This is a genomic window from Klebsiella pneumoniae (assembly GCF_000742135.1).
GTDB classification, from domain to species: Bacteria; Pseudomonadota; Gammaproteobacteria; order Enterobacterales; family Enterobacteriaceae; genus Klebsiella; species Klebsiella pneumoniae.
The window spans coordinates 4,080,914-4,106,511 of record NZ_KN046818.1 but is presented as its reverse complement, the minus strand read 5'-3'; the positions used below and the strand labels follow the sequence as shown (position 1 = coordinate 4,106,511).

General features: G+C 60.9%; 22 protein-coding genes. 4 read left to right on the top strand and 18 right to left on the bottom strand.

The features are described from left to right. Positions 1-13: 13 nt before the first annotated feature. From eutB to maeB, 14 genes are all read right to left on the bottom strand, one after another. The gene (gene eutB / locus DR88_RS06270) at positions 14-1,375 is read right to left on the bottom strand and encodes an ethanolamine ammonia-lyase subunit alpha (RefSeq protein WP_004152001.1); all 1,362 of its coding nucleotides are present in this window, start codon (positions 1,373-1,375) and stop codon (positions 14-16) included. Between the two features lie 11 nt (positions 1,376-1,386). Further along, the gene (gene eutA, locus DR88_RS06275) at positions 1,387-2,790 is read right to left on the bottom strand and encodes an ethanolamine ammonia-lyase reactivating factor EutA (protein WP_004149259.1); all 1,404 of its coding nucleotides are present in this window, start codon (positions 2,788-2,790) and stop codon (positions 1,387-1,389) included. Then, positions 2,787-4,019 (bottom strand): ethanolamine utilization protein EutH, encoded by a 1,233-nt coding sequence (gene eutH / locus DR88_RS06280; RefSeq protein WP_004149260.1) that lies wholly within the window; start codon positions 4,017-4,019, stop codon positions 2,787-2,789. Before eutH ends, eutA begins: the two co-directional genes overlap by 4 nt. A gap of 199 nt (positions 4,020-4,218) precedes the next feature. Continuing rightward, complete coding sequence (gene eutG / locus DR88_RS06285; protein WP_004149261.1) at positions 4,219-5,406, bottom strand: ethanolamine utilization ethanol dehydrogenase EutG; 1,188 nt, start codon at positions 5,404-5,406, stop codon at positions 4,219-4,221. Next, the gene (eutJ, locus tag DR88_RS06290; protein WP_004180842.1) at positions 5,396-6,235 is read right to left on the bottom strand and encodes an ethanolamine utilization protein EutJ; all 840 of its coding nucleotides are present in this window, start codon (positions 6,233-6,235) and stop codon (positions 5,396-5,398) included. Before eutJ ends, eutG begins: the two co-directional genes overlap by 11 nt. A 9-nt stretch (positions 6,236-6,244) precedes the next feature. Next, a complete protein-coding gene (locus DR88_RS06295; protein ID WP_032443971.1) occupies positions 6,245-7,648 on the bottom strand; it encodes an aldehyde dehydrogenase family protein in 1,404 nt (467 codons plus the stop codon). Positions 7,649-7,659: 11 nt separating this feature from the next. Beyond that, on the bottom strand, positions 7,660-7,947 hold the full coding sequence (eutN, locus tag DR88_RS06300; RefSeq protein ID WP_002913719.1) for an ethanolamine utilization microcompartment protein EutN: 288 nt from the start codon (positions 7,945-7,947) through the stop codon (positions 7,660-7,662). Between the two features lie 128 nt (positions 7,948-8,075). Beyond that, positions 8,076-8,366 carry an ethanolamine utilization microcompartment protein EutM gene (gene eutM / locus DR88_RS06305; protein ID WP_000387720.1) on the bottom strand — a complete coding sequence of 97 codons (291 nt, stop codon included), beginning with the start codon at positions 8,364-8,366 and terminating at the stop codon, positions 8,076-8,078. 38 nt (positions 8,367-8,404) lie between these two features. Further along, a complete protein-coding gene (gene pta / locus DR88_RS06310) occupies positions 8,405-9,421 on the bottom strand; it encodes a phosphate acetyltransferase (protein ID WP_004149263.1) in 1,017 nt (338 codons plus the stop codon). Further along, the gene (gene eutT / locus DR88_RS06315) at positions 9,411-10,217 is read right to left on the bottom strand and encodes an ethanolamine utilization cob(I)yrinic acid a,c-diamide adenosyltransferase EutT (RefSeq protein WP_002913723.1); all 807 of its coding nucleotides are present in this window, start codon (positions 10,215-10,217) and stop codon (positions 9,411-9,413) included. Before eutT ends, pta begins: the two co-directional genes overlap by 11 nt. Next, a complete protein-coding gene (gene eutQ, locus DR88_RS06320) occupies positions 10,214-10,903 on the bottom strand; it encodes an ethanolamine utilization acetate kinase EutQ (protein ID WP_004185056.1) in 690 nt (229 codons plus the stop codon). Before eutQ ends, eutT begins: the two co-directional genes overlap by 4 nt. Then, on the bottom strand, positions 10,881-11,360 hold the full coding sequence (gene eutP, locus DR88_RS06325; RefSeq protein ID WP_002913727.1) for an ethanolamine utilization acetate kinase EutP: 480 nt from the start codon (positions 11,358-11,360) through the stop codon (positions 10,881-10,883). Before eutP ends, eutQ begins: the two co-directional genes overlap by 23 nt. Positions 11,361-11,372: 12 nt before the next feature. Continuing rightward, entirely contained in the window at positions 11,373-11,708 is a 336-nt protein-coding gene (eutS, locus tag DR88_RS06330) for an ethanolamine utilization microcompartment protein EutS (protein ID WP_025862050.1), read from the bottom strand. A 218-nt stretch (positions 11,709-11,926) separates the two neighbouring features. After that, entirely contained in the window at positions 11,927-14,206 is a 2,280-nt protein-coding gene (gene maeB, locus DR88_RS06335) for an NADP-dependent oxaloacetate-decarboxylating malate dehydrogenase (protein WP_002913731.1), read from the bottom strand. 294 nt (positions 14,207-14,500) lie between these two features. Between maeB and tal the strand changes: the two genes are divergently transcribed. Beyond that, on the top strand, positions 14,501-15,457 hold the full coding sequence (gene tal / locus DR88_RS06340) for a transaldolase (RefSeq protein ID WP_025862051.1): 957 nt from the start codon (positions 14,501-14,503) through the stop codon (positions 15,455-15,457). 16 nt (positions 15,458-15,473) lie between these two features. After that, the gene (gene tkt, locus DR88_RS06345; protein ID WP_004149269.1) at positions 15,474-17,468 is read left to right on the top strand and encodes a transketolase; all 1,995 of its coding nucleotides are present in this window, start codon (positions 15,474-15,476) and stop codon (positions 17,466-17,468) included. Here the strand turns inward: tkt and DR88_RS06350 are convergent. From DR88_RS06350 to aegA, 3 genes are all read right to left on the bottom strand, one after another. Further along, a complete protein-coding gene (locus DR88_RS06350) occupies positions 17,458-18,504 on the bottom strand; it encodes a DUF1176 domain-containing protein (protein ID WP_004149270.1) in 1,047 nt (348 codons plus the stop codon). The two genes, tkt and DR88_RS06350, sit on opposite strands and share 11 nt — an antisense overlap. A gap of 63 nt (positions 18,505-18,567) precedes the next feature. Beyond that, a complete protein-coding gene (gene nudK / locus DR88_RS06355; RefSeq protein WP_002913754.1) occupies positions 18,568-19,164 on the bottom strand; it encodes a GDP-mannose pyrophosphatase NudK in 597 nt (198 codons plus the stop codon). 58 nt (positions 19,165-19,222) lie between these two features. After that, entirely contained in the window at positions 19,223-21,205 is a 1,983-nt protein-coding gene (gene aegA / locus DR88_RS06360; protein WP_004145639.1) for a formate-dependent uric acid utilization protein AegA, read from the bottom strand. Positions 21,206-21,577: 372 nt separating this feature from the next. Here aegA and acrD point away from each other — a divergent pair, with 372 nt between their 5' ends. Continuing rightward, a complete protein-coding gene (acrD, locus tag DR88_RS06365) occupies positions 21,578-24,691 on the top strand; it encodes a multidrug efflux RND transporter permease AcrD (protein WP_032443970.1) in 3,114 nt (1,037 codons plus the stop codon). A gap of 127 nt (positions 24,692-24,818) precedes the next feature. Here the strand turns inward: acrD and ypfM are convergent, their stop codons facing one another. Next, the gene (ypfM, locus tag DR88_RS29965; protein WP_100181659.1) at positions 24,819-24,878 is read right to left on the bottom strand and encodes a protein YpfM; all 60 of its coding nucleotides are present in this window, start codon (positions 24,876-24,878) and stop codon (positions 24,819-24,821) included. Between the two features lie 365 nt (positions 24,879-25,243). On the opposite strand from ypfM, the gene DR88_RS06370 reads away from it, so the two are divergent. After that, complete coding sequence (locus tag DR88_RS06370) at positions 25,244-25,597, top strand: ArsC family reductase (RefSeq protein WP_002913764.1); 354 nt, start codon at positions 25,244-25,246, stop codon at positions 25,595-25,597. Position 25,598: the final 1 nt, after the last annotated feature.

Here is a 25,598-nt window from a genome sequence, read left to right as displayed (position 1 = left end):
CATCCCCGCGTCATCAGAAGAACAGTGACGGATCGCCCGCCCGTTTGGTCAGGCGACCATTTGCCATAATGCCCATCGTTTCCAGCCAGCGTTCAAACTCCGGCGACGGCCGCAGGCCCAGCAGCTGGCGCACGGTCGCGGTATCGTGGAAGGCGGTGGTCTGGTAGTTGAGCATGATGTCGTCGCCGAGCGGCATGCCCATGATGTAGTTACAGCCTGCGGTCGCCAGCAGGATCATCAGGTTTTCGTTGAGATTCTGGTCGGCATCGGCATGGTTGGTATAGCAGCAGTCGCAGCCCATTGAGATGCCGCTCAGCTTGCCCATAAAGTGGTCTTCCAGTCCGGCGCGAATGATTTGCCGGTCGTTATACAGATACTCCGGCCCGATAAAGCCCACCACGGTGTTGACGAGGAACGGATCGTAGTGCCGCGCCAGGCCATAGTTACGCGCTTCCATGGTCACCTGATCGGCGCCAAAGTTAGCGCCCGCGGAAAGCGCCGAGCCCTGCCCGGTTTCAAAGTAAAGACAGTTCTCCCCGGCGATGCGGTTAAACTCCGCCCCCACCGCCCGCGCTTCATCGAGCATCGCCAGCTCGACGCCGAACTCTTTAAGCCCTTTTTCACTGCCGCAGATGCTCTGGAAGATAAGCCCCCCCGGCGCGCCGCGGCGGATGGCTTCAATCTGGGTGGTGACGTGCGCCAGCACGCAGCCCTGGGTCGGGATGTTAAACTTGTCGATCACCCCGTACACCGTATCCAGCACCCGGCTCAGGTTCTCCACGTCGTCAGTGACCGGGTTGACGCCAATCACCGCGTCGCCCGCGCCGAAGGAGAGCCCTTCATAGATTTGCGCGGCAATACTCTGCACGTCGTCGCGGGTATCGTTCGGCTGCAGGCGGCAGCTAAAGGTCCCCGGCAGACCGATGGTGGTATTGGCTTTTTTGATCACCGGCATTTTTTTACCGCCGTAGATCAGATCGGCGTTGGAGCAGATCTTGGCCACCGCAGCCACCACCTCGGAGGTCAGCCCTTTGCGGACAAAGGCGATATCGTCGCTGGTGACCTCGTCGTTGAGCACGTATTCCCGCAGGTCGCTGATGGTCCAGTGTTTAATCCGCTGATAGGCGGTTTCGTTCACGTCATCCTGGATCAGGCGCGTAACGCAGTCCTCCTCATACGGGATCACCGGGTTATTACGGATATCGGCCACCGTCATATCGGAGAGCACCTGCTTGGCGGCCACGCGCTGCTGCGAACTCTCCGCCGCTACCCCCGCCAGCACATCCCCCGAACGCAGTTCGTTGGCTTTCGCCAGCACCTCTTTTACATCCTTAAACTGATAAACATTGCCGAACAATGTGGTCTTTAGTTTCATAAGTCGTTCCCTCAGGAAGGAAATGCGAGTGATTTCACCGTCACCGGCACAACCGATCCGCCAAAAAGAGGCGTACCAATGTCGATATAGTCTCCCGCCCGGATGCTCACCTCATCGATGACCGCCAGCGGAAGGTGTGGAAGCTGTGGCCGCAGCAGCATGCCCAGCGCTTTGCCAAAATCCTGCTCGGCCACCAGCAGCAGTGGACGGGGATTGGGAAAGCGGGCGACAAACGCCAGCAGGGCGTCAATTACGGTCAGTAAGGTGGCGTAGCGCACCGGAAGTGAAGCGGGAAGCGCCAGCACGTAAGCGTCCGCCTCGGGGGCCAGATCGAGCTGCGTCAGCGCCTGGAGCCAGGCGTTCGGCAGATCGGCGGCATCCTGCGGGATAGCCACCGGCAGATTGCGCAGCGGCAATGGAACCCCCTCCAGCCAGATGGTGCTCCCGGACAGGGACAGCGTATGCGCCCCGGCGCCAATCACCGTGGCGCGCACGGTTTGCGCCGGGAACTGCACGTTCATCTCACGCAGGCGCGGATGCTCATGCAGGGCCGTGGCCAGCAGCGGCCCGATATCGGAAAAACAGAAAGGATCGGCGGGCTGATGGCGGTAGCACTCCCCCACTCCGCCGGAAAGGGTAATCACCTCCGGCTGAATACCCGCAGGCAGTACTTCGGTTTGCATCAGCCCCTGCGCCAGCGGTGACAGGGTGCCGTCGATCACCTCGACGATCAGCGCCGCCATCCGGCGCGCCACCTGCGCCAGCTGCCCGGCGGTCAGCGCCAGGGCGTTAGTGCCGGCGCCAAACAGCGCATCGACAATCCGCTGCCCCGGCGGGTGCGCGTGGACCACGCGCCCCTGAGCGTCGGTTTCCAGCAGGCGGCCGCCGACGTTGAGGCAGGCGGTGGCGCTGACGTTTCCGGCGTCAAACAGGGCATAGTTCGAGGTACCGCCGCCAATATCGATATTGAGCACCTGGCACATCCGCTGCCGGGACAGGGTCTGCGCCCCGGCGCCGTGTCCGGCAATGACCGACTCCAGATGCGGCCCGGCGCTGGCGACGACAAAATCACCCAGCGACTGCGAGAGCGCCATCACCGCCGGGCGGGCATTGCGGGTTTTCGCGCTTTCGCCGGTGATGATGATCGCCCCGGAATCCACCGCTTGTGGAGCGATCCCTGCTGCCCGGTACTGAGCCAGAATCAGCGCCTCAAGCTCGGCCTCTTTCAGTTCTCCCTGCTTATCAACCGGCGTAAAGAAGACCGGGCTTTGCCAGCTAATGTCGCGTTTGATGAATTCATAACGCGGCACCTGGGAAACCGCCGCGCGGTTCACCAGCTCGAGGCGCGAGAAGATCACCTGCGTGGTGGTGGTGCCGATATCAATACCGACGCTCAACAGCTGGCGCGTGTTCACGAGTGCGCCTCCGCTTCGTTGTTGGCAGGCGCCGGTACGTTTTCATCTTTTGGCACCAGCAGCATCGCCACGCCAATCGCGGTAACGCCGCCGACCAGCTTGCCGACAATCATCGGAAAGATCATGGCGTTCATATTGGCCGCCGCAAAACCGAGATGGTCGCCGAGGGCGAACGCCGCTGACACCGAGAAGGCGCAGTTGATCACTTTTCCGCGGGTATCCATCTGCTTCATCATGCCGAACATCGGGATATTGTTCGCCAGGGTAGCGACCATGCCGCCGGCAGCCATATTGTTGATTTTTAGCAGATTACCAACGCGCATCAGCGGCTTTTCAAACCAGCGGGTCAGCAGGAGCACCATCGGATAAGCGCCGAGCAGCACGCAGGAGATAGAGCCAATGACTTCGATGGCGCGCATCACCTCGCCGGGCTGGTCGCCAGGCGCCATAAAGATCGGATCGAGCCCCGGGATCAGCTCCCAGCCGAGCAGGAACTTGATCACCGCCGCCGCCAGGCCGATGGTGATCAGCGCCACGAGGAATTTGGCGAAGATCTGGAAGCCGTTGATCATTTTTTCCGGAATAAACTTCAGCCCCAGCGCCACCAGCACGGCGACGATGATCACCGGGATCATATTCATCAGGATCAGCGCGAAGGTAAACTCTACCGGCTGGCCGTTGATCTCCACCCCGGAATACATCGCCACCAGACCGCCGGCGATACAGCCGATGGGAATGGTGACAATGCCCGCCAGCACGCCGAGCGCCAGCCAGCGGCGATCGGTTGGTTCGATAATGCCGAGCGCCACCGGAATGGAGAACACAATGGTCGGACCCATCATAGAGCCGAGGATCAGGCCTGAGTACATCCAGGCCGCCACGTCGCCGCCCGCGAGTTCTTTAGCGAGGAAGAAACCGCCCATGTCGCACGCCAGCAGCGTGCCGGCGAACATCGACGGGTTGGCGCCGAGCATCTCATACAGCGGAATAATCACCGGACCAAGCAGATGAGCCAGCACTGGCGCCAGGGCGGTCATCCCGACCATCGCCAGGCCCAGCGCGCCCATCGCCATAAACCCTTCTTCAAACTGACCGCCGGATCCCTCAATGCTTTTCCCCAGTTTGCCGAGAAAGCGCGCCGAGCCGCCGAACTGCGACAGGATCCTGTCCACGGCGGCAATCAGCATAAAGAACATCATGATGTACATGATGATTTCGTTAATTCCCATAGCCCTTACTCCCTGTCATTTATGATTTGTAGATACTGTGAATACCGGGACATTAGCCGCACTCAGGCGACTTTCCCGGGCCGCGGCGTGAACGCCTTACCCGGGCTACGGCATAGCAGACGGCTGTGATCCTGTAGCCCGGCTAAGCGCAGCACGAGCCGGGAAAGCCACAGCCACACGCCTCCGGGAAAATCGGCATTTATCGCGCCGCCGCGTACAGCTCGATAATCTGCTCCCGGCTGGCGGTGCGTGGATTGGTGCGCAAACAGATGTCCTCCTGCGCCGCTTGCGCCCAGGCGGCGTAGTGCGCGGACGTCGCGCCAGCCTCCGTCAGCCGCATCGTCAGACCGACCTCGGCGATCAGCTCGCGCACGGCGGCGATAGCCTCGCGGTCATCGGTTTTCTTGCCGGTTAACGCCCGGCCGATCTGGCTGAAGCGCGCCCGGCGCACCATGCGGTTAAACTCCATCACCGTTGGCAGCAGCATGGCGTTGGCCAGACCGTGTGGAATATGCAGCGCCGTCCCCGGCTGATGCGCCATGGCATGGCATAGCCCCAGCCCGGCGCTGGAAAACGCCATCCCCGCCATGCAGGAAGCCAGCAGCATGTTTTCCCGCGCCGCCAGATCCTGACCGCAGCCCACCGCTTTCGGCAGCGCCTCGCCGATCATGGCTATCGCCCCCATCGCCAGACTGTCGGTAAACGGCGTGGCGTGGCGGGCGCTGTAGGCCTCAACGGCGTGGGTCAGCGCATCAATCCCGGTCATTGCCGTGATATGCGGCGGGACGCCCTCGGTCAGCGCGGCGTCGAGGATCGCCACATCCGGCATCAGCGAGGCATGCGCCAGCACCTGTTTGCGTCCACTCACCGCATCGATAATCACCGTCACATTGGTGGTTTCAGACCCGGTGCCAGCGGTGGTCGGCACCGCGATCAGCGGCAGACGTGGACGCAACTCGCTGTGCTCCGTCATCTCCCCCAGCGTCTGCTCAGGATTGGCGACCAGCAGCGCCACCGCCTTCGCCGCATCCAGTACCGATCCACCACCAAAGGCCACCACGCCGTCGCAGCGCGCGTCCCGCAGCTGGGCGACGGCGGCGCAGACATCGGTGACGCAGGGTTCGCCGGCGGGACAGGGCCAGAGAGTCATAGCAATCCCTTTCATCGCCAGGCTACGCTCCAGCCCGGCGGTCATTCCCGCCTGATGGAGAAAACTGTCAACCATGACAAACAGATGCCTAAGGCCCCGGGACTGCGCTTGCGGACCGCAGGCCGCCAGCGCGCCGACGCCGTGCAGCGTCAACGGCGGAACGTTGAAGCTTTTCATTTGCTGAAGATTCAGCGTATCAAAGGCATGGAACAGCGCCGTCTGCAGTTCAGCTTGCATACATCCCCTCCGCTTTTTCCCTCCCGCTGTTGGCGATTGCCAGCGGGGTCATAAACAGGCTGTGCTGCGGCAAATGCACCGGTAATGCCGGGAAGCGCTGACGAAACAGCTCATGCACGCCCGGCTGCATACAGGCGCCGCCTGCCAGCCACAAATCGACAATCCCTTGTCCGGCAATATGTCGGGCGACAATTTCGGCCATCTTCTCGTACACCGGCTTAACCACCGGCCAGATCTCCCCGGCGTGGCTGCGCTTGTACTGCTCCGCCTCCTCAAGCCCGATGCCGCGATTCCCGGCCAGAGTCAGGGAGATATGGTGGCCGCCGGTGGCTTCATCCGCCGAATACGTCACCCTGCCCTGTTTAACGATGGCGATCCCGGTGGTGCCGCCGCCGATATCCACCACCCCGGCGTTATCGAGCTGCAGCAGATCGGCCACCGCGGTAGGCTCATCCAGCACATGACTGATCTCCAGCCCGGCGGACTCCAGGACATTGATCGAAATGCGCGGATCGGTGCCGGGCGGAAACGAGGTCGCCGCATGGGTGAAGCGGCAGCCCAGCTGCTGCTCGAGAGTCGCAAGATGTCGGCGCACGAGGGTGACGGCGCCAAAGAAATCCCAGACGATGCCGTCGCGCACCACGTCGGCCCAGTCAAGGCATACCGCAACCGGCTGGCCATCGCGGTCGACCACCATCGACACCACGTCGCAGGTGCCCAAATCGATGCCCAGCCACAGCGGCGACTCGCTGGCGGCGGGCGCCTGGTTACACAGGGCAGCGGCTTTTTGTAGTCTCGGCGAAAGCCAGCGTTGTTCGTCGTGCGCCATGTTCATCCCTTATACGATTCGAAACGCATCCACCAGCACGCAGCGGCGCAGACGAACGAAGGTGCGCGCGCTGGTCACCCCTTCCCCGGTTGGGGTGGTGATGGTCATGGTGGTCCAGCCCTCGCCGCCCAGCCCAAGCCCGGCGATGCACGGTCCATTTTTGACGAAGATGCTGGTGTCGATGGCGTTCGCCATCTGGTTCATGTTGTCGATGTTGCGGGAGTGCATCGCCGCGGTGTGGTGGCAGCCGCCTTCCAGTTGCACCGCCAGGGCGATGGCCTCCTCGACGTTCGCCACCCGCACCACCGGCAGCACCGGCATCATCAGTTCAGTAACAGCAAACGGATGGCTGGCGGGCGTTTCCACAAACAGCAGGCGGGTTTGCGCCGGCACCTGCAGACCAATCGCCGCGGCGATTTTGCCCGCGTCGCGACCGACCCAGTCGCGGCTGACCGTGCCTTTGCCGCGCTCGTCAATATTTTTCAGCAGCAGCGGCTGGAGCTGTTCGGCCTGCGCCGCCGTGAGTTTCACCGCCTGCTGGCCTTCCATCAGGCGCATCAGTTCGTCGGCGACGCTATCGACCACGATCAGCACCTTCTCGTCGGCGCAGATAATGTTGTTATCAAACGAGGCGCCTTTGACGATCGCCTGCGCGGCGCGCGGTAGATCGGCAGTCTCATCCACCACCACCGGCGGGTTGCCAGCCCCGGCGGCGATCAGGCGTTTGTTGGTATGTTTGCGCGCCGCCTCGACCACCGCTTCGCCGCCGGTAACCACCAGCAGGCCGATGCCAGGGTACTTAAACAGCCGCTGGGCGGTGTCGATATCCGGGTTCGCCACGGTCACCAGCAGGTTGGCCGGGCCGCCGGCGGCCACTACCGCCTGGTTAAGCAGGGTAATTGCCCTTTGCGAGACCTTTTTCGCCGCCGGATGGGGGGCGAAGACCACGCTGTTGCCGGCGGCAATCAGGCTAATGGCGTTGTTGATCACCGTCGCCGCCGGATTGGTGGACGGCGTCACCGAGGCCACCACGCCCCAGGGCGCATTTTCAATCAGCGTCAGGCCATTATCGCCGGTGAGCACCTGCGGAGTCAGACACTCCACGCCCGGCGTGCCGCGCGCCTGCGCCACGTTTTTGGCAAACTTATCTTCAACGCGTCCCATGCCGGTCTCCGTCACCGCAAGCTCCGCCAGTTCACGGGCATACTTTTCACCCGCCTCACGAATGGCCTGAATCACCTGCTGACGCATCGCCACCCGCTTTAATCCCGGCTGGGCCACCGTTGCCGCCGCGACAGCGTCATCCAGTGAGGCAAAAACGCCCATATCATGAACGGTGCCGGCAGGCTGGCTGCTGTCTTTCATTTTCAGCAGTACCGCTTTCACTACCTGTTCAATGTCCTGTTGATTCATGATTTTTCACCCTACTTATGGAAGAGCACCTGACCATCGGCCGCAGCCTCATCCACGATACCAATCACGCACAGATCGACCGGAGAGGCGCCGTGTGCGTGCGCCTGTCGCGCCGAGCTGCCGCTGACCAGCAGTACCCACTCGCCGCATCCCGCGCCGATGCTGTCGATGGCGACCGCACATTGCCCGTCGGGCTCGCCGCGGGCATTGAGCATCTCCACCATCAGCAGTTTGTCGTGGGCCAGACCTTCATGGCGTACGGTGCAGACCACATATCCGGTTACCACAGCCAGCTTCATGTCCGTCTCCGCGTGTGATGTGCAGGCCGGAAAAGCGCAACGCCATCCGGCATTCATGCCTTTTCATGGCCGGATAGCGACGCGCTGGCGTCTTATCCGGCCAGAATTTTCCGGCACCCCCTCCCCCGTTAGATGTTGCTGTCGCCCTTGAAGCTAATCGGGAAGACCTCTTCCAGATCGCCATGCGGGCGCGGGATGACATGTACAGAGACCAGCTCACCGATACGCTGAGCCGCCGCCGCCCCGGCATCCGTCGCGGCTTTGCACGCCGCGACATCGCCGCGCACCATGGCGGTCACCAGGCCCCCGCCGATCTGTTTCACTCCCACCAGCTTGACGCGGGCCGCTTTGACCATGGCGTCGGAGGCCTCAATCAGTGCAACCAGGCCCCGGGTTTCAATCATTCCTAATGCTTCCATTGTGTTTTCCTCTCATAAGGGGTCCTGAAGGGGACCATTCATTCAACCAGCGTGGACGAGTCGGGGATCCGGCTTGCGTCCGTCTGGCGCGGTACCGACGCCACCAGCGCCAGTTCGATAATTTCCTCTACGCTACAGCCTCGCGAGAGGTCGTGAAGCGGGGCGGCCAGGCCCTGGATCAGCGGCCCGATGGCGCGATATCCGCCCAGCCGCTGGGCGATTTTGTAGCCGATGTTGCCCGCCTCCAGCGACGGGAAGACCAGCACATTGGCCCGGCCCTGCAGCGGGCTGCCGGGCGCTTTGTGCGCAGCGACGTCCGGTACAAAGGCGGCGTCAAACTGCAGCTCGCCATCGACCATCAGCTGCGGCGCCCGCTGACGCACGATCTCCGTGGCCTGCTGGACGTTAGCGACACAGGGATGCCGGGCGCTGCCGTGTGTCGAGAAGGACAGCATTGCCACCCGCGGCGCTTCGCCAGCGATCGCTCGCCAGGTCTCGGCGCTGGCAATCGCGATATCCGCCAGCTGCGCCGCGGTCGGCTGCGGCACCACGCTGCAGTCGGCAAACCCCAGCGGCTGTCCGGCATACTGCGGCAGCATCAGAAACAGCGAAGAGAGCGTTTTACATCCCGGCTGCAGGCCGATAAGGCGCAGACCAGCGCGCAGCACGCTGGCGGTTGACGAGAGATTTCCGGCGATACACACCTCGGCCTGCCCGGCGCTGACCATCGCCGCGGCGAACATCAGCGGGTCGGCCAGCTTGTCGACCGCGTCAGCGGGCGCTTTATCGCCGGCGCGCGCCTGCCAGGCGGCGGCAAACGCCTTGCGCATCGCCAGGTTGCTGTGCGGATCGATGACCTGCACCCCGGTCAGCGGCAGACGTTCGCCAAGGGCGAACTGCCGCAGCGCGAAGGGGCTGGCGACGAGGATCGGATGCGCCAGGCCCTGCTGCTGCAGATAATGCGCCGCCTTCAACACACGGACGTCCAGCGCATCCGGGAACACCACCCTGGCGGGGGCGCGCAGCGCCAGTTTGCGACACTGGTCAATGATCATCTTCACCTCCCAGCTGCTGCAGTTGGCTGAGCGCCGGCGGCGCGTCCGTCACGCCCAGGATCATCATCACGTAGACCGCGCTGGAGAGGCGGTTGAGCGCCTGTAGAATATCGGCACGCTGGACCGCAAATTGCGGCGTAATAAACACCTGCGCCGCGGTCACCTCCGCCTCGCGCACTTTGCCGCGCAGCAAATTAAGCAGCGCGACATCGCGCCCATGGCGGGCCTCCGGCACCAGGTGATCGTGACCCAGGTAACGCAGCGGCTGATGGGACAGACGATGCAGCTGCGCCTCGCTGAATCCGGCTATCGACTGCGCCGCCAGCGGTTCCTCCAGCGCATCGGCGCGCATGATGTTGCCCAGCCGCGAACGGATATCCGTCAGCCACGGCTGCCAGGGCTCCGCCAGTTCAATTTGCAGCCACACCGTCAGGGCGATGGTGCTGTCCAGCACCGCGCGGAAGGCCAGCCGCGGATCGTTTTTCGCCACCAGGGTATCGGCCGTCAGATGAGTTAAGGTGTCCGGCTTTTTGCCCACCGGCTGGTGACAAAGCTCGCAGCAGGCCTGGGGCGGATGGTCGCTGCTGGTCAGGACATGCACCGGCTGCGGCGTCTGTTCGTCATCCTCGACAAACAGGCGCCCCTGGCGGTCGAGAAATTTGACCCGCAGATGCCGACTTTCCAGCAGTTCCCTCGCCGAGGGCGTCAGGCGGGCATCGGCAGGAAGATGGATTTCACCGCCTTCGCTGAGCGTATGATTCGCTCTGAGCCACGCTTCGGTAATGAAATCGTTCATAGCGATTGCCAGTTTGCCGGCCAGGCGACGTACAGGAAGCGCACCGTCGACGGGGTACCGAATTCGATGCTGGAGCCTTTCGGGATGAACATGACGTCCCCCGCTTTGGCGACCAGCGTTTCCCCCTGATGGCGCACATGCAGCTCGCCCTCCAGCACCATATCGATTTCGTCGTAGTTCAGCGTCCACGGGAAGAAGGCGTTCTCCCACTGCATAAATCCGGCCGCCATGCTGCTGCCATCCTGGTCAGTCACCAGGTCCGTTAAGCCAACGCAGTGCGGCTGGGCGCCGTCGAAGCGGCCAAACTTCACGCTGCTGCCGTCGATCACTTTGATGCCGCCTTTGCCGGTCACTGCCTCAAATCCCGGCTGCATCGCCTCCTGCTCCAGGGACTGCTTCTCCTTCATCACCTTTTCCATCAGCTGCGCGACCAGGCTTTCGGTAAACTGGCCTTCCGGTAGCTGCGCCAGGATGGTTTCCCGGATCCGCTGGCTTTCCGTTTTGTCGCTGTCCGCCGCTGTCGCCGCCGGCGCGGCGCCATCGTCTTCGGTGATAGTGAATCCCAGCAGCTCGGCGACTTCGCGCGCTTCCGGGGTGATAATGCTGGCGCGCAGAACTACTGACATCGCCTGTTCGCCGCGCGCGTGGGCGGCACGAATATCGTTAGCGGTAATGAGTTTCTTCACCTGGCCCTTCCTCCTTTTGGCTGAGCTCACTCAAGTAATTTTCCAGCGGCGCAACGCTTTGCGGATCGCAACCGTTGAGGGCGAAAACCGGCGCCTGAAACCCCATCCCGTCCAGCAGCTGCCGCACCGCGGCGACGTTGGCATCCGGCAGATCCGTTTTGCTGATCGCCACGATAAGGTGCTTTCGGCTGCCAATATCCAGCAACCCGGGTGGCAGGCGACTTTCGGTATCATTGGCCGCATGGACATAAATCAGGGTGTCCACATCCTGCAAGGTGGTAATTAAGGCGTGATACCAGCGCGGATGGCTGAAATATTCCCCGGGTGTATCGATGTCGCCACGATCGTTAAATTCCAGCGCCTGCGTTTTTCTGGCGAGGGAATAATTCCCCTGCAGGGCATTAAATAACGTGGTTTTTCCTGCACCGACGGCGCCGACAATCGCAATACGCTTCATGGTCGCTCTCAATTAACTTTTCGTTAATTCGCACAAGGTATAATTTAATAAGCGGCCTAATCCGCAGATGGTCTGCAGAAGCGCCTCCTCCACCGCGCCGACCGAGCCGTAGATCACCAGCGCGCCGCTAAACCGGTCGAGAAAACCGATGTGCACGTCGGCGGCCTTCATCGCCAGATCGCCGGCGATCATCGCCGTTTCTCCCGGCGTCAGCGTCATAATGCCGATCGCGCCGGATTCGGGTACGCCGATCTTTTTCGCCAGCTCCGCTCCCGGGTGGGCAATCAGATGCGCCAGCGTGACCTGTTTGCCTGGTACGAATTCCTGAATAATGCGTTCTTTATCCATGACTGATTGCCCCCTGAAATCTGTCCTCATGGTGACGACATTTCAGCGCGGCAAATAACAAATTTCGGCAAGTGGGGTTAAAAGGTGAAGTGGATCACTCAGGAGAGAAAATAATATTGCGGCGGAATTAAAAAGGCAGGCTCAGCGTTTTTTACTCACCGGCCTGCCTGATATTGCGCGCGGAAACGGATCCGCGCGTTAACGGGGGAAATAGAAAATTACAGCGGTTCGGTTTGCGCTTCAACAACCGCCAGCGCCACCATATTAACGATCCGGCGTACGGAGGCGATCGGCGTCAGGATATGCACCGGCTTCGCCACCCCCATCAGCACCGGCCCGACGGTCACCCCTTCCGAACTGGAGACGCGCAGCAGGTTATAGCTGATCCGGGCGGCTTCCATATTCGGCATCACCAGAATATTGGCCGCCCCCTTCAGCGGGCTGTCCGGCATGCGATCGTTGCGGATGCTTTCCACCAGCGCGGCGTCGCCATGCATTTCGCCATCGATCATCAGCTCCGGGGCGCGGGCCTTCACCAGCTCCAGGGTTTTACGCATTTTGCTGGCTGACGGACAGTCGGCAGAGCCAAAGTTGGAGTGCGACAGCAACGCCACGCGCGGTTCAATACCAAAGCGTCGCACGCTTTCCGCCGCCATCAGGGTGATCTCCGCCAGCTCTTCCGGCGACGGATCGTGATTGACATAGGTATCGGCGATAAAGGTGTTGCCGCTCGGCAGCAGCAGCGCATTCATCGCCCCGGCGGTGCTGACGCCGTCGCGATAGCCAAACAGCGGCTGCACCACGCGGTAGTGATCGTGGTACTCGCCAATAGTCCCGCAGATCATCGCATCCGCTTCACCGCGATGCACCATGATGGCGCCAATCACCGTGGTGTTGCTAATCACCGCCCGCTGCGCCTGCTCCTGGGTAATGCCGCGGCGCTTCATCAGCTGGTAGTACTCGCTCCAGTACTCTTTAAACCGCGGGTCGGATTCATTATTGACGATCTCAAAGTCAACGCCGGCCTTGATCTGCAGGCCCAGCTTCTGGATGCGCATTTCAATCACGCTCGGGCGCCCCACCAGAATCGGTTTGGCCAGTCCCAGAGACACCAGCTCCTGGGTGGCGTGCAGCACCCGAGTCTCCTCCCCTTCCGCCAGCACCACGCGCTTCGGCTCTTTGCGCGCCTGAGAGAAGATAGGCTTCATAAACAGGTTGGTTTTATAGACGAACTCGCTCAGTTTCTCGATATAGGCGTCAAAATCAGCGATCGGGCGCGTCGCCACACCGGAGTCCATCGCCGCCTTCGCCACCGCGGGGGCGATCTTGACGATCAGCCGCGGGTCGAATGGTTTCGGAATGATGTACTCCGGACCAAAGCTTAAATCCTGATCGCCGTAGGCGGAGGCCACCACTTCGCTCTGCTCGGCATGGGCCAGCTCGGCAATCGCATGCACCGCCGCCAGCTTCATCTCTTCGTTGATCGCCGTCGCGCCGACGTCCAGCGCGCCGCGGAAGATGAACGGGAAGCAAAGTACGTTGTTGACCTGGTTAGGGTAGTCGGAGCGGCCGGTACAGATGATGGCGTCATCGCGGACCTGCTTCGCCAGCGGCGGCAGGATTTCCGGCTCCGGGTTGGCCAGGGCGAGGATCAGCGGCGCCCGCGCCATCTTCTTCACCATCTCCTGAGTCAGCACTTTCGGGCCAGAGCAGCCGAGGAAAATGTCGGCGCCGTCGATCACGTCATCGAGGGTGCGTTTGCCATCGTCTTCCACCGCATAGGCGGCTTTGGTTTCCGCCATGTTCGGCTCACGGTCTTTATAGATAACGCCTTTCGAATCGCAGACCACGATGTTGTGCTTTTGCATCCCCAGCGCCACCAGCAGATTCATACAGGCGATCGCCGCCGCGCCCGCGCCGGAGACCACCATCCGCACGTCGGACAGATTCTTCTCGACGACGCGCAGACCGTTGAGGATCGCCGCGGTGCTGATGATCGCCGTGCCGTGCTGATCGTCATGGAAGACCGGGATATTCATCCGCTCGCGCAGCTGCTGCTCGATGTAGAAACACTCCGGCGCTTTAATATCTTCCAGGTTGATACCGCCGAAGGTCGGCTCGAGGGCGGCGACGACGTTAATGAATTTGTCCGGATCCAGCTCATCGACTTCGATATCAAACACATCGATACCGGCAAATTTCTTAAACAGGACGCCTTTGCCCTCCATTACCGGCTTACCGGCCAACGCGCCGATGTTGCCGAGCCCCAGCACCGCGGTGCCGTTGGAGACGACCGCCACCAGGTTGCCACGGGCAGTGTATTTGTAGGCGGCCAGCGGATCTTTTTCGATTTCCAGGCAGGGGGCTGCGACGCCCGGCGAGTAGGCCAGCGCCAGATCGCGCTGGGTGGCGAGAGGTTTGGTCGGCGAGACCTGGATTTTTCCGGGAACCGGAAATTCGTGGAAGTCGAGGGCGCTCTGTTTTAACTGCTCATCCATTTTCTATTCCTTTCTTTCACGTATCGTTCGTAGGGGAAAAGCGTGATGACCATCCTGTCGTTCACCTTTCAGTGGCAGACAGTATCCCTCCTGGCGGGGCGATAAACTTTGAACACCGCCAAACTCTGGCCATCGTTATGATTTTGTTGTTATCAATTTATAGCGGTTATGTTACCCGGAATCGCCGCCAATAATAGCCCTGTCTGCTATGCTTTTTGGTTATGTACCTCATCAATGTTTATACCGTATACCGGCAAGCACTCATGTAACACCTTGTTCCAGGAGGACTTATCCATGAATCAGTTAGACAGCATTAAGCAGTTCACCACGGTGGTCGCCGACAGCGGAGACATCGAATCCATCCGCCACTACCATCCGGAAGACGCCACCACCAACCCCTCTCTGCTGCTGAAGGCCGCCGGCCTGGCGTCCTATAGCGGCCTCATCGACGACGCTATCGCCTGGGCCAAAAAACAGGGTGGCGGCCGCGAAGCGCAGGTGACTCACGCCTGCGATAAGCTGGCGGTCAATTTTGGCGCGGAGATCCTCAAAAGCATTCCCGGGCGGGTCTCCACCGAGGTGGACGCCCGGCTCTCCTTCAACCGCGAGAAAAGTATCGAGAAGGCTCGCCACCTGGTGGCGCTGTATCAGGAGATGGGCATTGATAAGTCGCGGATCCTGATCAAGCTGGCATCCACCTGGGAGGGGATCCGCGCCGCAGAGGTGCTGGAGAAAGAGGGGATCCACTGCAACCTGACGCTGCTGTTTTCCTTCGCCCAGGCCCGGGCCTGCGCCGAGGCCGGGGTTTATCTCATCTCCCCGTTCGTTGGGCGTATTTATGACTGGTATCAGGCGCGCAAACCGCTGGATCCTTACGTGGTTGAGGAAGATCCGGGGGTGAAATCGGTGCGCAATATCTATGACTATTTCAAACAGCATAAATACAACACCATCGTGATGGGCGCCAGCTTCCGCCGCACCGAGCAGATCCTGGCGCTGGTCGGTTGCGACCGGTTGACCATCGCCCCGCCTTTATTAAAAGAGCTGCAGGCCAGCGATACCCCGGTGGTGCGCAAACTGATCCCTGCCAGCCAGATCCTGCCGCGTCCGGTGCCGCTCAGTGAAGCGGAGTTCCGCTGGGAACATAATCAGGATCCGATGGCGGTCGAAAAGCTAGCGGAGGGGATCCGCCTGTTCGCCGTCGATCAGCGCAAACTGGAAGATCTGCTTGCCGCCAAACTGTCACTTTAGTCTCACGGAGAAAAATATGTCCCGAAGAGAGCTTGCCAACGCCATCCGCGCCCTGAGTATGGACGCCGTGCAGAAAGCCAACTCCGGCCATCCCGGTGCGCCGATGGGGATGGCTGATATTGCCGAAGTGCTGTGGAACGATTTTCTCAAGCACAATCCGCAGAACCCTGACTGGGTGGACCGCGACCGTTTCATCTTGTCCAACGGCCACGCGTCGATGCTGCTCTACAGTCTGCTGCACCTGACCGGCTACGATCTGCCGCTGTCTGAACTGAAGCAGTTCCGTCAGCTGCACTCTAAAACGCCCGGCCACCCGGAGCATGGCTATACCCCTGGGGTGGAAACCACCACCGGCCCGCTGGGCCAGGGGCTGGCGAACGCCGTTGGGATGGCCATCGCCGAACGGACGCTGGCGGCGCAGTTTAATCGCCCCGGCCATGAGATCATTGACCATCACACCTGGGTGTTCATGGGCGATGGCTGTTTGATGGAGGGGATCTCCCATGAGGCCTGTTCGCTGGCCGGCACGCTCGGACTGGGCAAGCTGATCGGTTTTTACGATCACAACGGCATCTCCATCGACGGCAAAACCGAAGGCTGGTTTTCCGATGATACGGCGGAACGCTTCCGCGCCTATCACTGGCACGTCATAGGCGATATCGACGGCCACGATCCGCAGGCTATCAAACAGGCGATAACGGAAGCGCAGGCGGTGAAAGATAAACCGTCACTGATTATCTGCCGGACCATCATCGGTTTCGGTTCGCCCAACAAAGCCGGCTCAGAGGAGTCTCACGGGGCGGCGCTGGGCGAAAAAGAGGTAGCGCTGGCCCGCCAGCAGCTTGGCTGGAAATATCCTCCGTTCGAGATCCCGAAAGAGATCTACGCGGGCTGGGATGCGCGTCCGCGCGGGGAAAAAGCGGAGCACGCCTGGAACGAGAAATTCGCCGCCTACCAGCAGCAGTTCCCGGAGCTGGCCGCTGAGCTAACCCGACGTATGAATGGCGCCCTGCCGGAAGACTTTGCCGCGACCGCCCGCGACTACGTGGCGAAACTGCAGGCCGAGCCGGCGAAAATCGCCAGCCGCAAGGCTTCGCAAAACGCGCTGAACGCCTACGGCCCGCACCTCCCGGAACTACTGGGCGGTTCTGCGGATCTTGCGCCGAGTAACCTGACCATCTGGTCTGGATCGACATCGATTAAAGAAGATCCTGCGGGCAATTATATCCACTACGGGGTGCGCGAGTTTGGCATGACCGCGGTGGCCAACGGCATTGCCCTGCACGGGGGCTTTATTCCTTATACCTCGACCTTCCTGATGTTTGTGGAGTACGCCCGCAACGCCGCGCGCATGGCGGCCCTGATGAAGGCCCGGCAGATCATGGTCTATACCCATGACTCGATCGGTCTTGGGGAAGACGGGCCGACGCACCAGGCGGTGGAACAGCTGGCCAGTCTGCGGCTGACGCCCAACTTCAGCACCTGGCGCCCCTGCGACCAGGTGGAGACCGCCGTCGCCTGGCAGGCGGCTATCGCGCGACAGGGCGGGCCGACGGCGCTGATCCTGTCGCGACAAAACCTGGCGCAGATGCCGCGTACCCCGGAACAGGTGCAGGATATCGCCCGGGGTGGCTACGTGCTGAAGGATGCCGGCGGGAAGCCCGACCTGATCCTCATCGCCACCGGCTCGGAAGTGGAGATCACCGTCCTGGCCGCGGAAAAACTGTTGGCCAAAGGGGTAAATGTGCGGGTCGTCTCGCTCCCTTCCACTGATGTGTTTGACGCCCAGGATGAGGCCTGGCGCGAATCGGTGCTGCCGTCGGACGTCAGCGCCCGGGTGGCGGTCGAAGCCGGGATAGCGGACTACTGGTATAAATATGTCGGCTTAAAAGGCAAGATCGTCGGCATGACCGGCTATGGCGAATCCGCCCCGGCAGAGCAGTTGTTCCCGTTCTTTGGCTTTACGGTCGACCATATCGTCGCCACCGCCGAACAGGTGCTTAACGGGTGATCCACAGCGTGGGCCAGGCATCTGGCCCCTGCCAGTTGTCGCACGTCGGCTGCTGCGCGTAGCGGGAGAGGCTGAACCGCTGGCCGTCAAAACGCCAGCGGGTTTGGATCCCGCAATCGCCGGCCCCGCGGCCTTTATCCAGGGTCACCAGCTCATGGCGGCGGTCATCATAGCTGGCGTTGATCAGCTCAATCTCACGCGGCGCCTCGCCCGGCGGCTGGAATGGCAACGTTAGCCGCACCTGACGGGCGACATAGGGGCGCTGGCGGGAGACCAGCCAGGCCAGCCAGACGGTGTTGTAGGCGCCGGATTCGCAGCTGGTCATCAGCAGCACTTTGTCATCCGTCAGCGCAGTAACGCGAATTTCACGGCGGAAGGGATCGAGGGAGCAGTGGCTGTTGGTCATCCGCTCATTACCGTAGTCCATCAGATCGTTGAGCTCCTCACGCCCCAGCGGCGACTGCGCCGTTTCCGCGCTCGCCACCGCGCGCAGCGCCGGCGCCGGCGGTACGCTGAGCGGCGGCTCTTCCCCTTTGCCGACCCAGGCCGTTTCGCTACCTACCCGCTTTTGCCGATCGTCGATAAAAAACAGAGCCGCTTTCAACCCCTGCAGGGAGATGGTCTGCAGGCCATTGGCCAGCGAGAGCGCTTTACCCTCCTGAACCTGCTGGAGAAACGCATCGATCGTCACGCTGTCGGCGGTTTTAATGAGCTTATCTTCAATGTGCCAGCGCTTGTCGGTCAGGGACAGCGGTTTACCATCCAGCAGCAGGCGCGGCGCTATCGGCGCGAGCGTCGCCACTGGATTGCCGGTGCCGCCCAGCTCGATACGCAGACTGGCGTCAGTGACTGCCCCAGCGCTGCGGCTGAGGGTCATCACCAGGCCATGATGCAGCCCCACGTTACGGGTGACGCAGAAATTTTGGTTGTTACAGGTGACCAGCCAGTCGTTGAAGCGCTGCTGCGTCGGTGCCGACCATGCCTGCGAGCAAGGCAGCACCGCCAGAAAAAGGAAAAAGATGACGCGAAAAAGCATGAACCGCCCGACCCCAGATAAACCCGACCACGGCGCCTATCCTGGACAACGGCAGCGGGTTACTCAATCGGATTTGTCAGAGTTCCCCGACATCAGGCCGGAGGTTTGCAGATATTGCAGCAGAATGACCGCCTTACCGTCGCGGATCTCCCCGTCAGCGACCATCTGCAGCGCCTGGCTAAAAGGCAGCTCCAGCACCTCGATGGCTTCATCATCCACCCCGCCGCCGCTGGTGGTTCGCTGCGCGTCGCTGTACTCGGCGATAAAGAAATGCACTACCTCGGTGACGCCCCCTGGCGACATAAACAGCTCAAACAGCTTTCTCACCTCGCCCACTTCGTAGCCGGTCTCTTCCACCGCCTCTTTACGAATGCAGGCTTCCGGCTCGTCGTTGTCCAGCAGCCCGGCGCAGGTTTCAATCAGCATGCCGTCATGATTGCCATTGACCCAGGTGGCGACACGGAACTGACGCACCAGGACCACCGTCTGCTTATGGCGGTTATACAGCAGCACGGTGGCGCCATTGCCGCGATCGTAGACCTCGCGCTTGTGGCGCACGACGCTGCCGTCCGCCCGCGTCAGCTCATAGGTCATGTTGCGTAGTACGAACCAGTTCTCAGAGAGGATTTTATCTTTAATGACGTGAATATTGAGTGACATACCGACCCCACAGCGTAAAAGGACGCCCTCATACTACGCTGCGGAGCCGGGTTTGTCGTCAGTGAAGCGGCGTCGTTTTCCGCGCCAGATAGTCCAGGATCCCCTGCGCCGCGTGACGGCCTTCCGCCATCGCCGTCACTACAAGGTCTGCGCCGCGCACGGCATCGCCGCCGGCAAAGATCTTCTCCTGACTGGTCTGATAACGGTAACGGCTCTCCACTCCGGCTTTAATACGCCCCTGGCTGTCCAGCGCCACCCCCGCCGCTTCCAGCCAGGGCATGCGGTGCGGGTGGAAGCCAAAGGCCATGATCACCGCATCTGCCGGCATAACAAACTCGCTGCCGGGGATCGGCGTCGGACGGCGTCTTCCCCCGGCGTCCGGAGCGCCCAGCTCGGTGCGCAAAAAGCGTACCCCGTTAACCCGCCCGTTCTCGTCCAGCTCAAGCGTCACCGGCTGGACGTTAAACTCAAAGAGCGCCCCCTCTTCGCGGGCGTTTTTGACCTCTTTTTTCGAGCCCGGCATGTTGGCTTCATCTCGCCGATAGGCGCAGGTCACCTGGCGGGCGCCGTGGCGCAGCGCGGTGCGCACGCAGTCCATCGCCGTATCGCCGCCGCCCAGCACCACCACGTTCAGCCCGGCGGTGTTGACATAAGGCTCTTGCGCCGATGCCGCCAGCCCCATCACCTGTTTTGTGTTGGCGATGAGGAACGGCAGCGCATCGTAGACCCCGGGGGCCTCTTCGTTCGGCAGCCCCGCCTTCATGGAGCGATAGGTTCCGGCGCCGACGAACACTGCGTCATAATCGGCCAGCAGTGTCGCCATGGAGATATCTTTCCCCACCTCGCAATTGAGCTCAAAGCGGATACCCATCTCGCTGAAGATCGCCCGCCGCCGGGCCAATAGCGATTTATCCAGCTTGAACGCCGGAATGCCGAAGGTCAGCAGACCGCCAATCTCCGGATGACGGTCGAAGACCACCGGCTGGACGCCGTGGCGCACCAGCATATCGGCGCAGGCCAGCCCGGCAGGCCCGGCGCCGATAATCGCCACCCGCTTGCCGCTCGGCTTAACCTGCGAAAGGTCCGGACGCCAGCCGCTGGCCAGCGCCTGGTCGGAAATATAGCGCTCAATATTGCCAATGGTGACTGCCCCGCTTTCATCGCGCAGGGTGCAGGCGCCTTCACACAGCCGGTCCTGGGGACAGACGCGGCCGGTGATCTCCGGCAGGCAGTTGGTCTGATGGGAAAGCGCGACCGCGGCGGCGATATTCCCCGCTTTAACCAGCTCGATCCACTGCGGGATATGGTTATGCAGCGGGCAGGTCCATTCGCAAATACTGTGCTCCCCACACGTGAGACAGCGGGCGGCCTGCTGCTGCGCCTGCTGCGGGGTGAACGGCTGATAGATCTCCTCAAAGTGGCTCTTACGCACCTCCGCCGCCAGCTTATCCGGCTCCCCGCGCGGGGGCGTCATCGCCATTTGCCTGACCTTCGCGCCAGCATTGGGCTGGCTGCAGAGCGGCGTAGCGCGCTGCCACGGCTGCACCTCCTGGCATGCCGAGCGCAGTCGCCGCTGCTTCGCCAGGGTGATCAACGTCTCATCGTCGGCGAGGGTCAGCGCCTGCGCGGGACAGTTTTCCACACAGGCCGGCCCCGCCTCGCGGCCCTGGCATAGATCGCACTTGTGCGCGCTGGCTTTCACCAGGCCTGCGGCCTGCGGCGTCACCACCACCTGCATCACCCCGAACGGGCAGGCCACCATGCAGGATTTACAGCCAATGCATTTCTCCTGACGGACCTGAACGCTGTCGCCGGACTGGGCGATGGCGTCGTTGGGACAACTGCGGACGCAGGGGGCGTCCTCGCAGTGGCGGCAGGTGATGGCGTTACGCTGGCCCTCCGCTTTGATCACGGTGATACGTGGCAAAAAGCGCTGCGGGGTCAGCACGTGTTGCTCCTCGTTATGCGCCATCACGCAGGCCACTTCGCAGGCCTGGCAGCCGATGCACTTTCGGCTATCGCTCAAAATAAAGTGGTTCATGGCTTCCTTTTGTCTTCTTGGTGAATAACCCCTCAATGCGCATGCCTATTTATTACCCGACAAGATGACGCCGGAACAATGTCCAATTGCCCAGGATAAACTTTTTCTGGAGAGAATCCGTTTTGGATCAATTTTTTTGACTTAAATGAAATGAGGTTTCACACCGGCAAGGGATAATGCGCCGGTCTGCGGTGACGAAGCAGACTCGCTACCTGCTGGCAGGAAAGCTCGAGGTTTCTTTACGATACGGCAAAAGCAACATGATAAATTACACTATCTCCTTAATTTCTCCACGATTGCCGGAGAGGCTGGCGCTAAAGTGGCACAGGCTGTGCAATAACAAGAAAATGTGCATATGAGGTTTTTATTCTGATGGCGAATTTCTTTATCGATCGCCCCATTTTTGCATGGGTGCTGGCAATCCTGTTATGCCTGACGGGCACCCTTGCCATTTTGTCGCTGCCGGTTGAACAGTATCCCGACCTCGCCCCGCCGAATGTGCGGATCACCGCCAACTATCCCGGCGCCTCCGCGCAAACCCTGGAGAATACCGTCACTCAGGTTATCGAACAGAATATGACCGGCCTCGATAACCTGATGTATATGTCCTCCCAGAGCAGCGCCACCGGCCAGGCGACGATCACCCTCAGCTTTACCGCCGGTACCGACCCGGATGAAGCCGTGCAGCAGGTTCAGAACCAGCTACAGTCGGCGATGCGTAAGCTGCCGCAGGCGGTGCAAAACCAGGGGGTGACGGTGCGCAAGACCGGTGATACCAATATCCTGACGCTCGCCTTCGTCTCCACTGACGGCAGTATGGATAAACAAGATATCGCCGACTACGTCGCCAGTAACATCCAGGACCCGCTCAGCCGCGTCAACGGCGTGGGGGATATCGACGCCTACGGTTCGCAATACTCAATGCGCATCTGGCTCGACCCGGCGAAGCTCAACAGCTACCAGATGACCACCAAGGATGTTACCGACGCCATCAGTTCGCAGAACGCCCAGATTGCCGTCGGCCAGCTTGGCGGGACGCCTTCGGTCGATAAGCAAGCGCTGAACGCCACCATCAACTCGCAATCTCTGCTGCAAACCCCGGAGCAGTTCCGCAATATCACTCTGCGCGTCAATCAGGATGGTTCAGAGGTGACGCTGGGCGATGTCGCCACCGTCGAGATGGGGGCGGAGAAGTACGACTATCTTAGCCGCTACAACCGCCAGCCGGCCTCAGGCCTCGGGATCAAGCTGGCTTCCGGCGCCAACGAAATGGCCACCGCGGAGCGCGTGATCAATCGCCTCAATGAGCTGGCGCAGTTTTTCCCCCACGGTCTGGAATATAAGGTCGCCTACGAGACCACCTCCTTCGTGAAGGCTTCCATCACCGACGTGGTGAAAACCCTGCTGGAGGCGATCCTGCTGGTCTTCCTCGTGATGTATCTGTTCCTGCAGAACTTCCGCGCCACCCTGATCCCGACCATCGCCGTGCCGGTGGTGCTGATGGGCACTTTCGCGGTGCTGTATGCCTGTGGCTACAGCATCAACACCCTGACGATGTTCGCGATGGTGTTGGCGATCGGCCTGCTGGTGGATGACGCCATCGTGGTGGTGGAGAACGTCGAGCGCATCATGAGCGAGGAGGGCCTGTCGCCACGCGAGGCGACCCGCAAATCGATGGGACAAATTCAGGGCGCGCTGGTGGGGATCGCGATGGTGCTGTCGGCGGTATTCGTGCCGATGGCCTTCTTCGGCGGCACCACCGGCGCCATCTATCGCCAGTTCTCAATCACTATCGTCGCGGCGATGGTCCTCTCGGTGCTGGTGGCCATGATCCTCACCCCTGCCCTTTGCGCCACGCTGCTTAAGCCTGTTAAGCCAGGTGAATCCCATGAAAGAAAAGGCTTCTTCGGCTGGTTCAACCGCACCTTCAACCGCAGCGCCAGCCGCTACGAAACCTTCATCGGCAAAATACTGCACCGCTCGCTGCGCTGGATGCTGATCTACGTCGTCCTGCTCGGCGGGATGGTGTTCCTGTTTCTGCATTTGCCGACCTCGTTCCTGCCGCTGGAGGATCGCGGGATGTTCACCACCTCGGTCCAGTTGCCGAGCGGCAGCACCCAGCAGCAGACGCTGAAGGTGGTGCAGAAGGCGGAAGATTACTTCCTCAATAACGAGAAGCAGAACGTCGAGTCGGTGTTCGCTACCGTTGGCTCCGGCCCCGGCGGCAATGGGCAGAACGTGGCCCGTATGTTCGTTCGTCTCAAAGACTGGGACCAGCGCGACCCGCAAACCGGCACCTCCTTTGCCATTATTGAACGCGCCACCAAAGCGTTTAATCAGATTAACGAAGCGCGGGTTATCGCCAGCAGCCCGCCGGCGATCAGCGGCCTCGGCAGTTCGGCAGGCTTCGATATGGAGCTGGAGGATCATGCCGGGAAGGGGCACGATGCGCTGATGGCGGCGCGCGATACGCTGCTTGAGCTGGCCGGGAAAAATCCGCTGTTGACCCGCGTCCGGCATAACGGGCTCGATGACAGTCCGCAGCTGCAGGTCGATATCGATCAGCGTAAAGCGCAGGCGCTTGGCGTCTCCATTGACGACATCAACGATACGCTGCAAACCGCGTGGGGGTCGAGCTACGTCAACGACTTTATGGATCGCGGCCGGGTAAAGAAAGTCTACGTCCAGGCGGCGGCGAAATACCGGATGCTGCCTGACGATATCAATCTTTGGTACGTGCGCAACAGCAGCGGCACGATGGTGCCATTCTCGGCCTTCGCCACCTCGCGCTGGGAGACCGGCTCGCCGCGGCTGGAACGCTACAATGGCTACTCAGCGGTCGAGATCGTCGGTGAGGCGGCGCCGGGTATCAGTACCGGTACCGCGATGGACATGATGGAGAAGCTGGCCGCGCAGTTACCCACCGGCTTTGGCCTCGAATGGACCGCCATGTCCTACCAGGAACGCCTCTCTGGCGCTCAGGCGCCGGCCCTGTACGCGATTTCTCTGCTGGTGGTGTTCCTGTGCCTGGCGGCGCTGTACGAGAGCTGGTCGGTGCCGTTCTCGGTGATGCTGGTGGTGCCGCTGGGGGTGATTGGCGCCCTGCTGGCGACCTGGATGCGCGGGCTGGAGAATGACGTGTACTTCCAGGTGGGTCTGTTGACGGTGATCGGCCTGTCGGCGAAAAACGCCATTCTGATCGTCGAGTTCGCCAATGAGCTCAACGAGAAGGGCCAGGATCTGCTCAGCGCCACGCTGTCGGCTTGCCGTCAGCGCCTGCGCCCCATCCTGATGACCTCGCTGGCGTTCATCTTCGGCGTGCTGCCGATGGCGACCAGCACCGGCGCCGGTTCCGGCAGCCAGCATGCGGTCGGCACCGGAGTGATGGGCGGGATGATCTCCGCCACCGTGCTGGCGATCTTTTTCGTGCCGCTGTTCTTTGTGCTGGTGCGTCGCCGTTTTCCGCTAAAGGAGCGTCCGCAATAAACCGACGAGCTTCGGCGGCGAGGCGTAATAACAGAAAAGGCGACCACGGTGGTCGCCTTCTTTATGTGTTCAGAACCCTAGCGCGCTTATTTACTTCGCGTTATTCCCCTGCTCACATTGCGGAAATTTATTTACGAAGCATGCCTTCAATAAAGTCTTTCCAGTTCCCCAGTTCATGTTCAATCATAATAGCCTCTCTTATTATTATGGTCGATTCTATATAACTTCATTACCGATGGGAAGTTGTGCTCCCCTATTGCTCTGATTGTCTTATGGACCGCTGACAGAGATAAAACCTCTGGTTGTCGCTACTATGCCGCTTCGTATGTAAACATAATGTGACGTAGAGCAACCTCAGACAACATTTTTGCAATAATGTTAAAGCCCTCACATCATGCCCACAGGTGGCCAACGTTTAACCACCCGATATATCGAATGAGATCCCCGGTAAAAAGTTATATTTATTCATCTGAATCACGTATTATTTCAGTAAGACTTATATATTCGGAAATATCTGAGTTAACCGCTTAATTGAATGTAAAAGGTTTATCTATGCTCACCATGTACGGAATTAAAAACTGCGATACCATTAAAAAAGCCCGCCGCTGGCTGGAAGCGCATCAGATTGAGTATCGCTTCCATGATTACCGCGCCGATGGCCTTGAGCGTGCGCAACTGGATACCTTTATTGCCGAGCTGGGCTGGCAGGCGCTGCTGAACACCCGTGGCACCACCTGGCGCAAACTCGACGAGTCGCTGCGCAATAGCATCGATAATGCCGACGCCGCTGCCGCATTGATGCTGGAAATGCCGGCAATTATCAAACGCCCATTGCTCTGCGCGCCCGGTCGTCCTATGCTGCTGGGTTTTAGTGAAGCAAGTTATCAGCAGTTTAACGAGGTATAGT

What these genes read in the sequence shown, in the direction of transcription:
- eutB (WP_004152001.1), bottom strand. Translation starts at nt 1,375, where the DNA reads ATGAAACTAAAGACCACATTGTTCGGCAATGTTTATCAGTTTAAGGAT.
- eutH (WP_004149260.1), bottom strand. Translation starts at nt 4,019, where the DNA reads ATGGGAATTAACGAAATCATCATGTACATCATGATGTTCTTTATGCTG.
- eutG (WP_004149261.1), bottom strand. Translation starts at nt 5,406, where the DNA reads ATGCAAGCTGAACTGCAGACGGCGCTGTTCCATGCCTTTGATACGCTG.
- eutJ (WP_004180842.1), bottom strand. Translation starts at nt 6,235, where the DNA reads ATGGCGCACGACGAACAACGCTGGCTTTCGCCGAGACTACAAAAAGCC.
- DR88_RS06295 (WP_032443971.1), bottom strand. Translation starts at nt 7,648, where the DNA reads ATGAATCAACAGGACATTGAACAGGTAGTGAAAGCGGTACTGCTGAAA.
- eutN (WP_002913719.1), bottom strand. Translation starts at nt 7,947, where the DNA reads ATGAAGCTGGCTGTGGTAACCGGATATGTGGTCTGCACCGTACGCCAT.
- eutM (WP_000387720.1), bottom strand. Translation starts at nt 8,366, where the DNA reads ATGGAAGCATTAGGAATGATTGAAACCCGGGGCCTGGTTGCACTGATT.
- pta (WP_004149263.1), bottom strand. Translation starts at nt 9,421, where the DNA reads ATGATCATTGACCAGTGTCGCAAACTGGCGCTGCGCGCCCCCGCCAGG.
- eutT (WP_002913723.1), bottom strand. Translation starts at nt 10,217, where the DNA reads ATGAACGATTTCATTACCGAAGCGTGGCTCAGAGCGAATCATACGCTC.
- eutP (WP_002913727.1), bottom strand. Translation starts at nt 11,360, where the DNA reads ATGAAGCGTATTGCGATTGTCGGCGCCGTCGGTGCAGGAAAAACCACG.
- eutS (WP_025862050.1), bottom strand. Translation starts at nt 11,708, where the DNA reads ATGGATAAAGAACGCATTATTCAGGAATTCGTACCAGGCAAACAGGTC.
- maeB (WP_002913731.1), bottom strand. Translation starts at nt 14,206, where the DNA reads ATGGATGAGCAGTTAAAACAGAGCGCCCTCGACTTCCACGAATTTCCG.
- tal (WP_025862051.1), top strand. Translation starts at nt 14,501, where the DNA reads ATGAATCAGTTAGACAGCATTAAGCAGTTCACCACGGTGGTCGCCGAC.
- tkt (WP_004149269.1), top strand. Translation starts at nt 15,474, where the DNA reads ATGTCCCGAAGAGAGCTTGCCAACGCCATCCGCGCCCTGAGTATGGAC.
- DR88_RS06350 (WP_004149270.1), bottom strand. Translation starts at nt 18,504, where the DNA reads ATGCTTTTTCGCGTCATCTTTTTCCTTTTTCTGGCGGTGCTGCCTTGC.
- nudK (WP_002913754.1), bottom strand. Translation starts at nt 19,164, where the DNA reads ATGTCACTCAATATTCACGTCATTAAAGATAAAATCCTCTCTGAGAAC.
- aegA (WP_004145639.1), bottom strand. Translation starts at nt 21,205, where the DNA reads ATGAACCACTTTATTTTGAGCGATAGCCGAAAGTGCATCGGCTGCCAG.
- acrD (WP_032443970.1), top strand. Translation starts at nt 21,578, where the DNA reads ATGGCGAATTTCTTTATCGATCGCCCCATTTTTGCATGGGTGCTGGCA.
- DR88_RS06370 (WP_002913764.1), top strand. Translation starts at nt 25,244, where the DNA reads ATGCTCACCATGTACGGAATTAAAAACTGCGATACCATTAAAAAAGCC.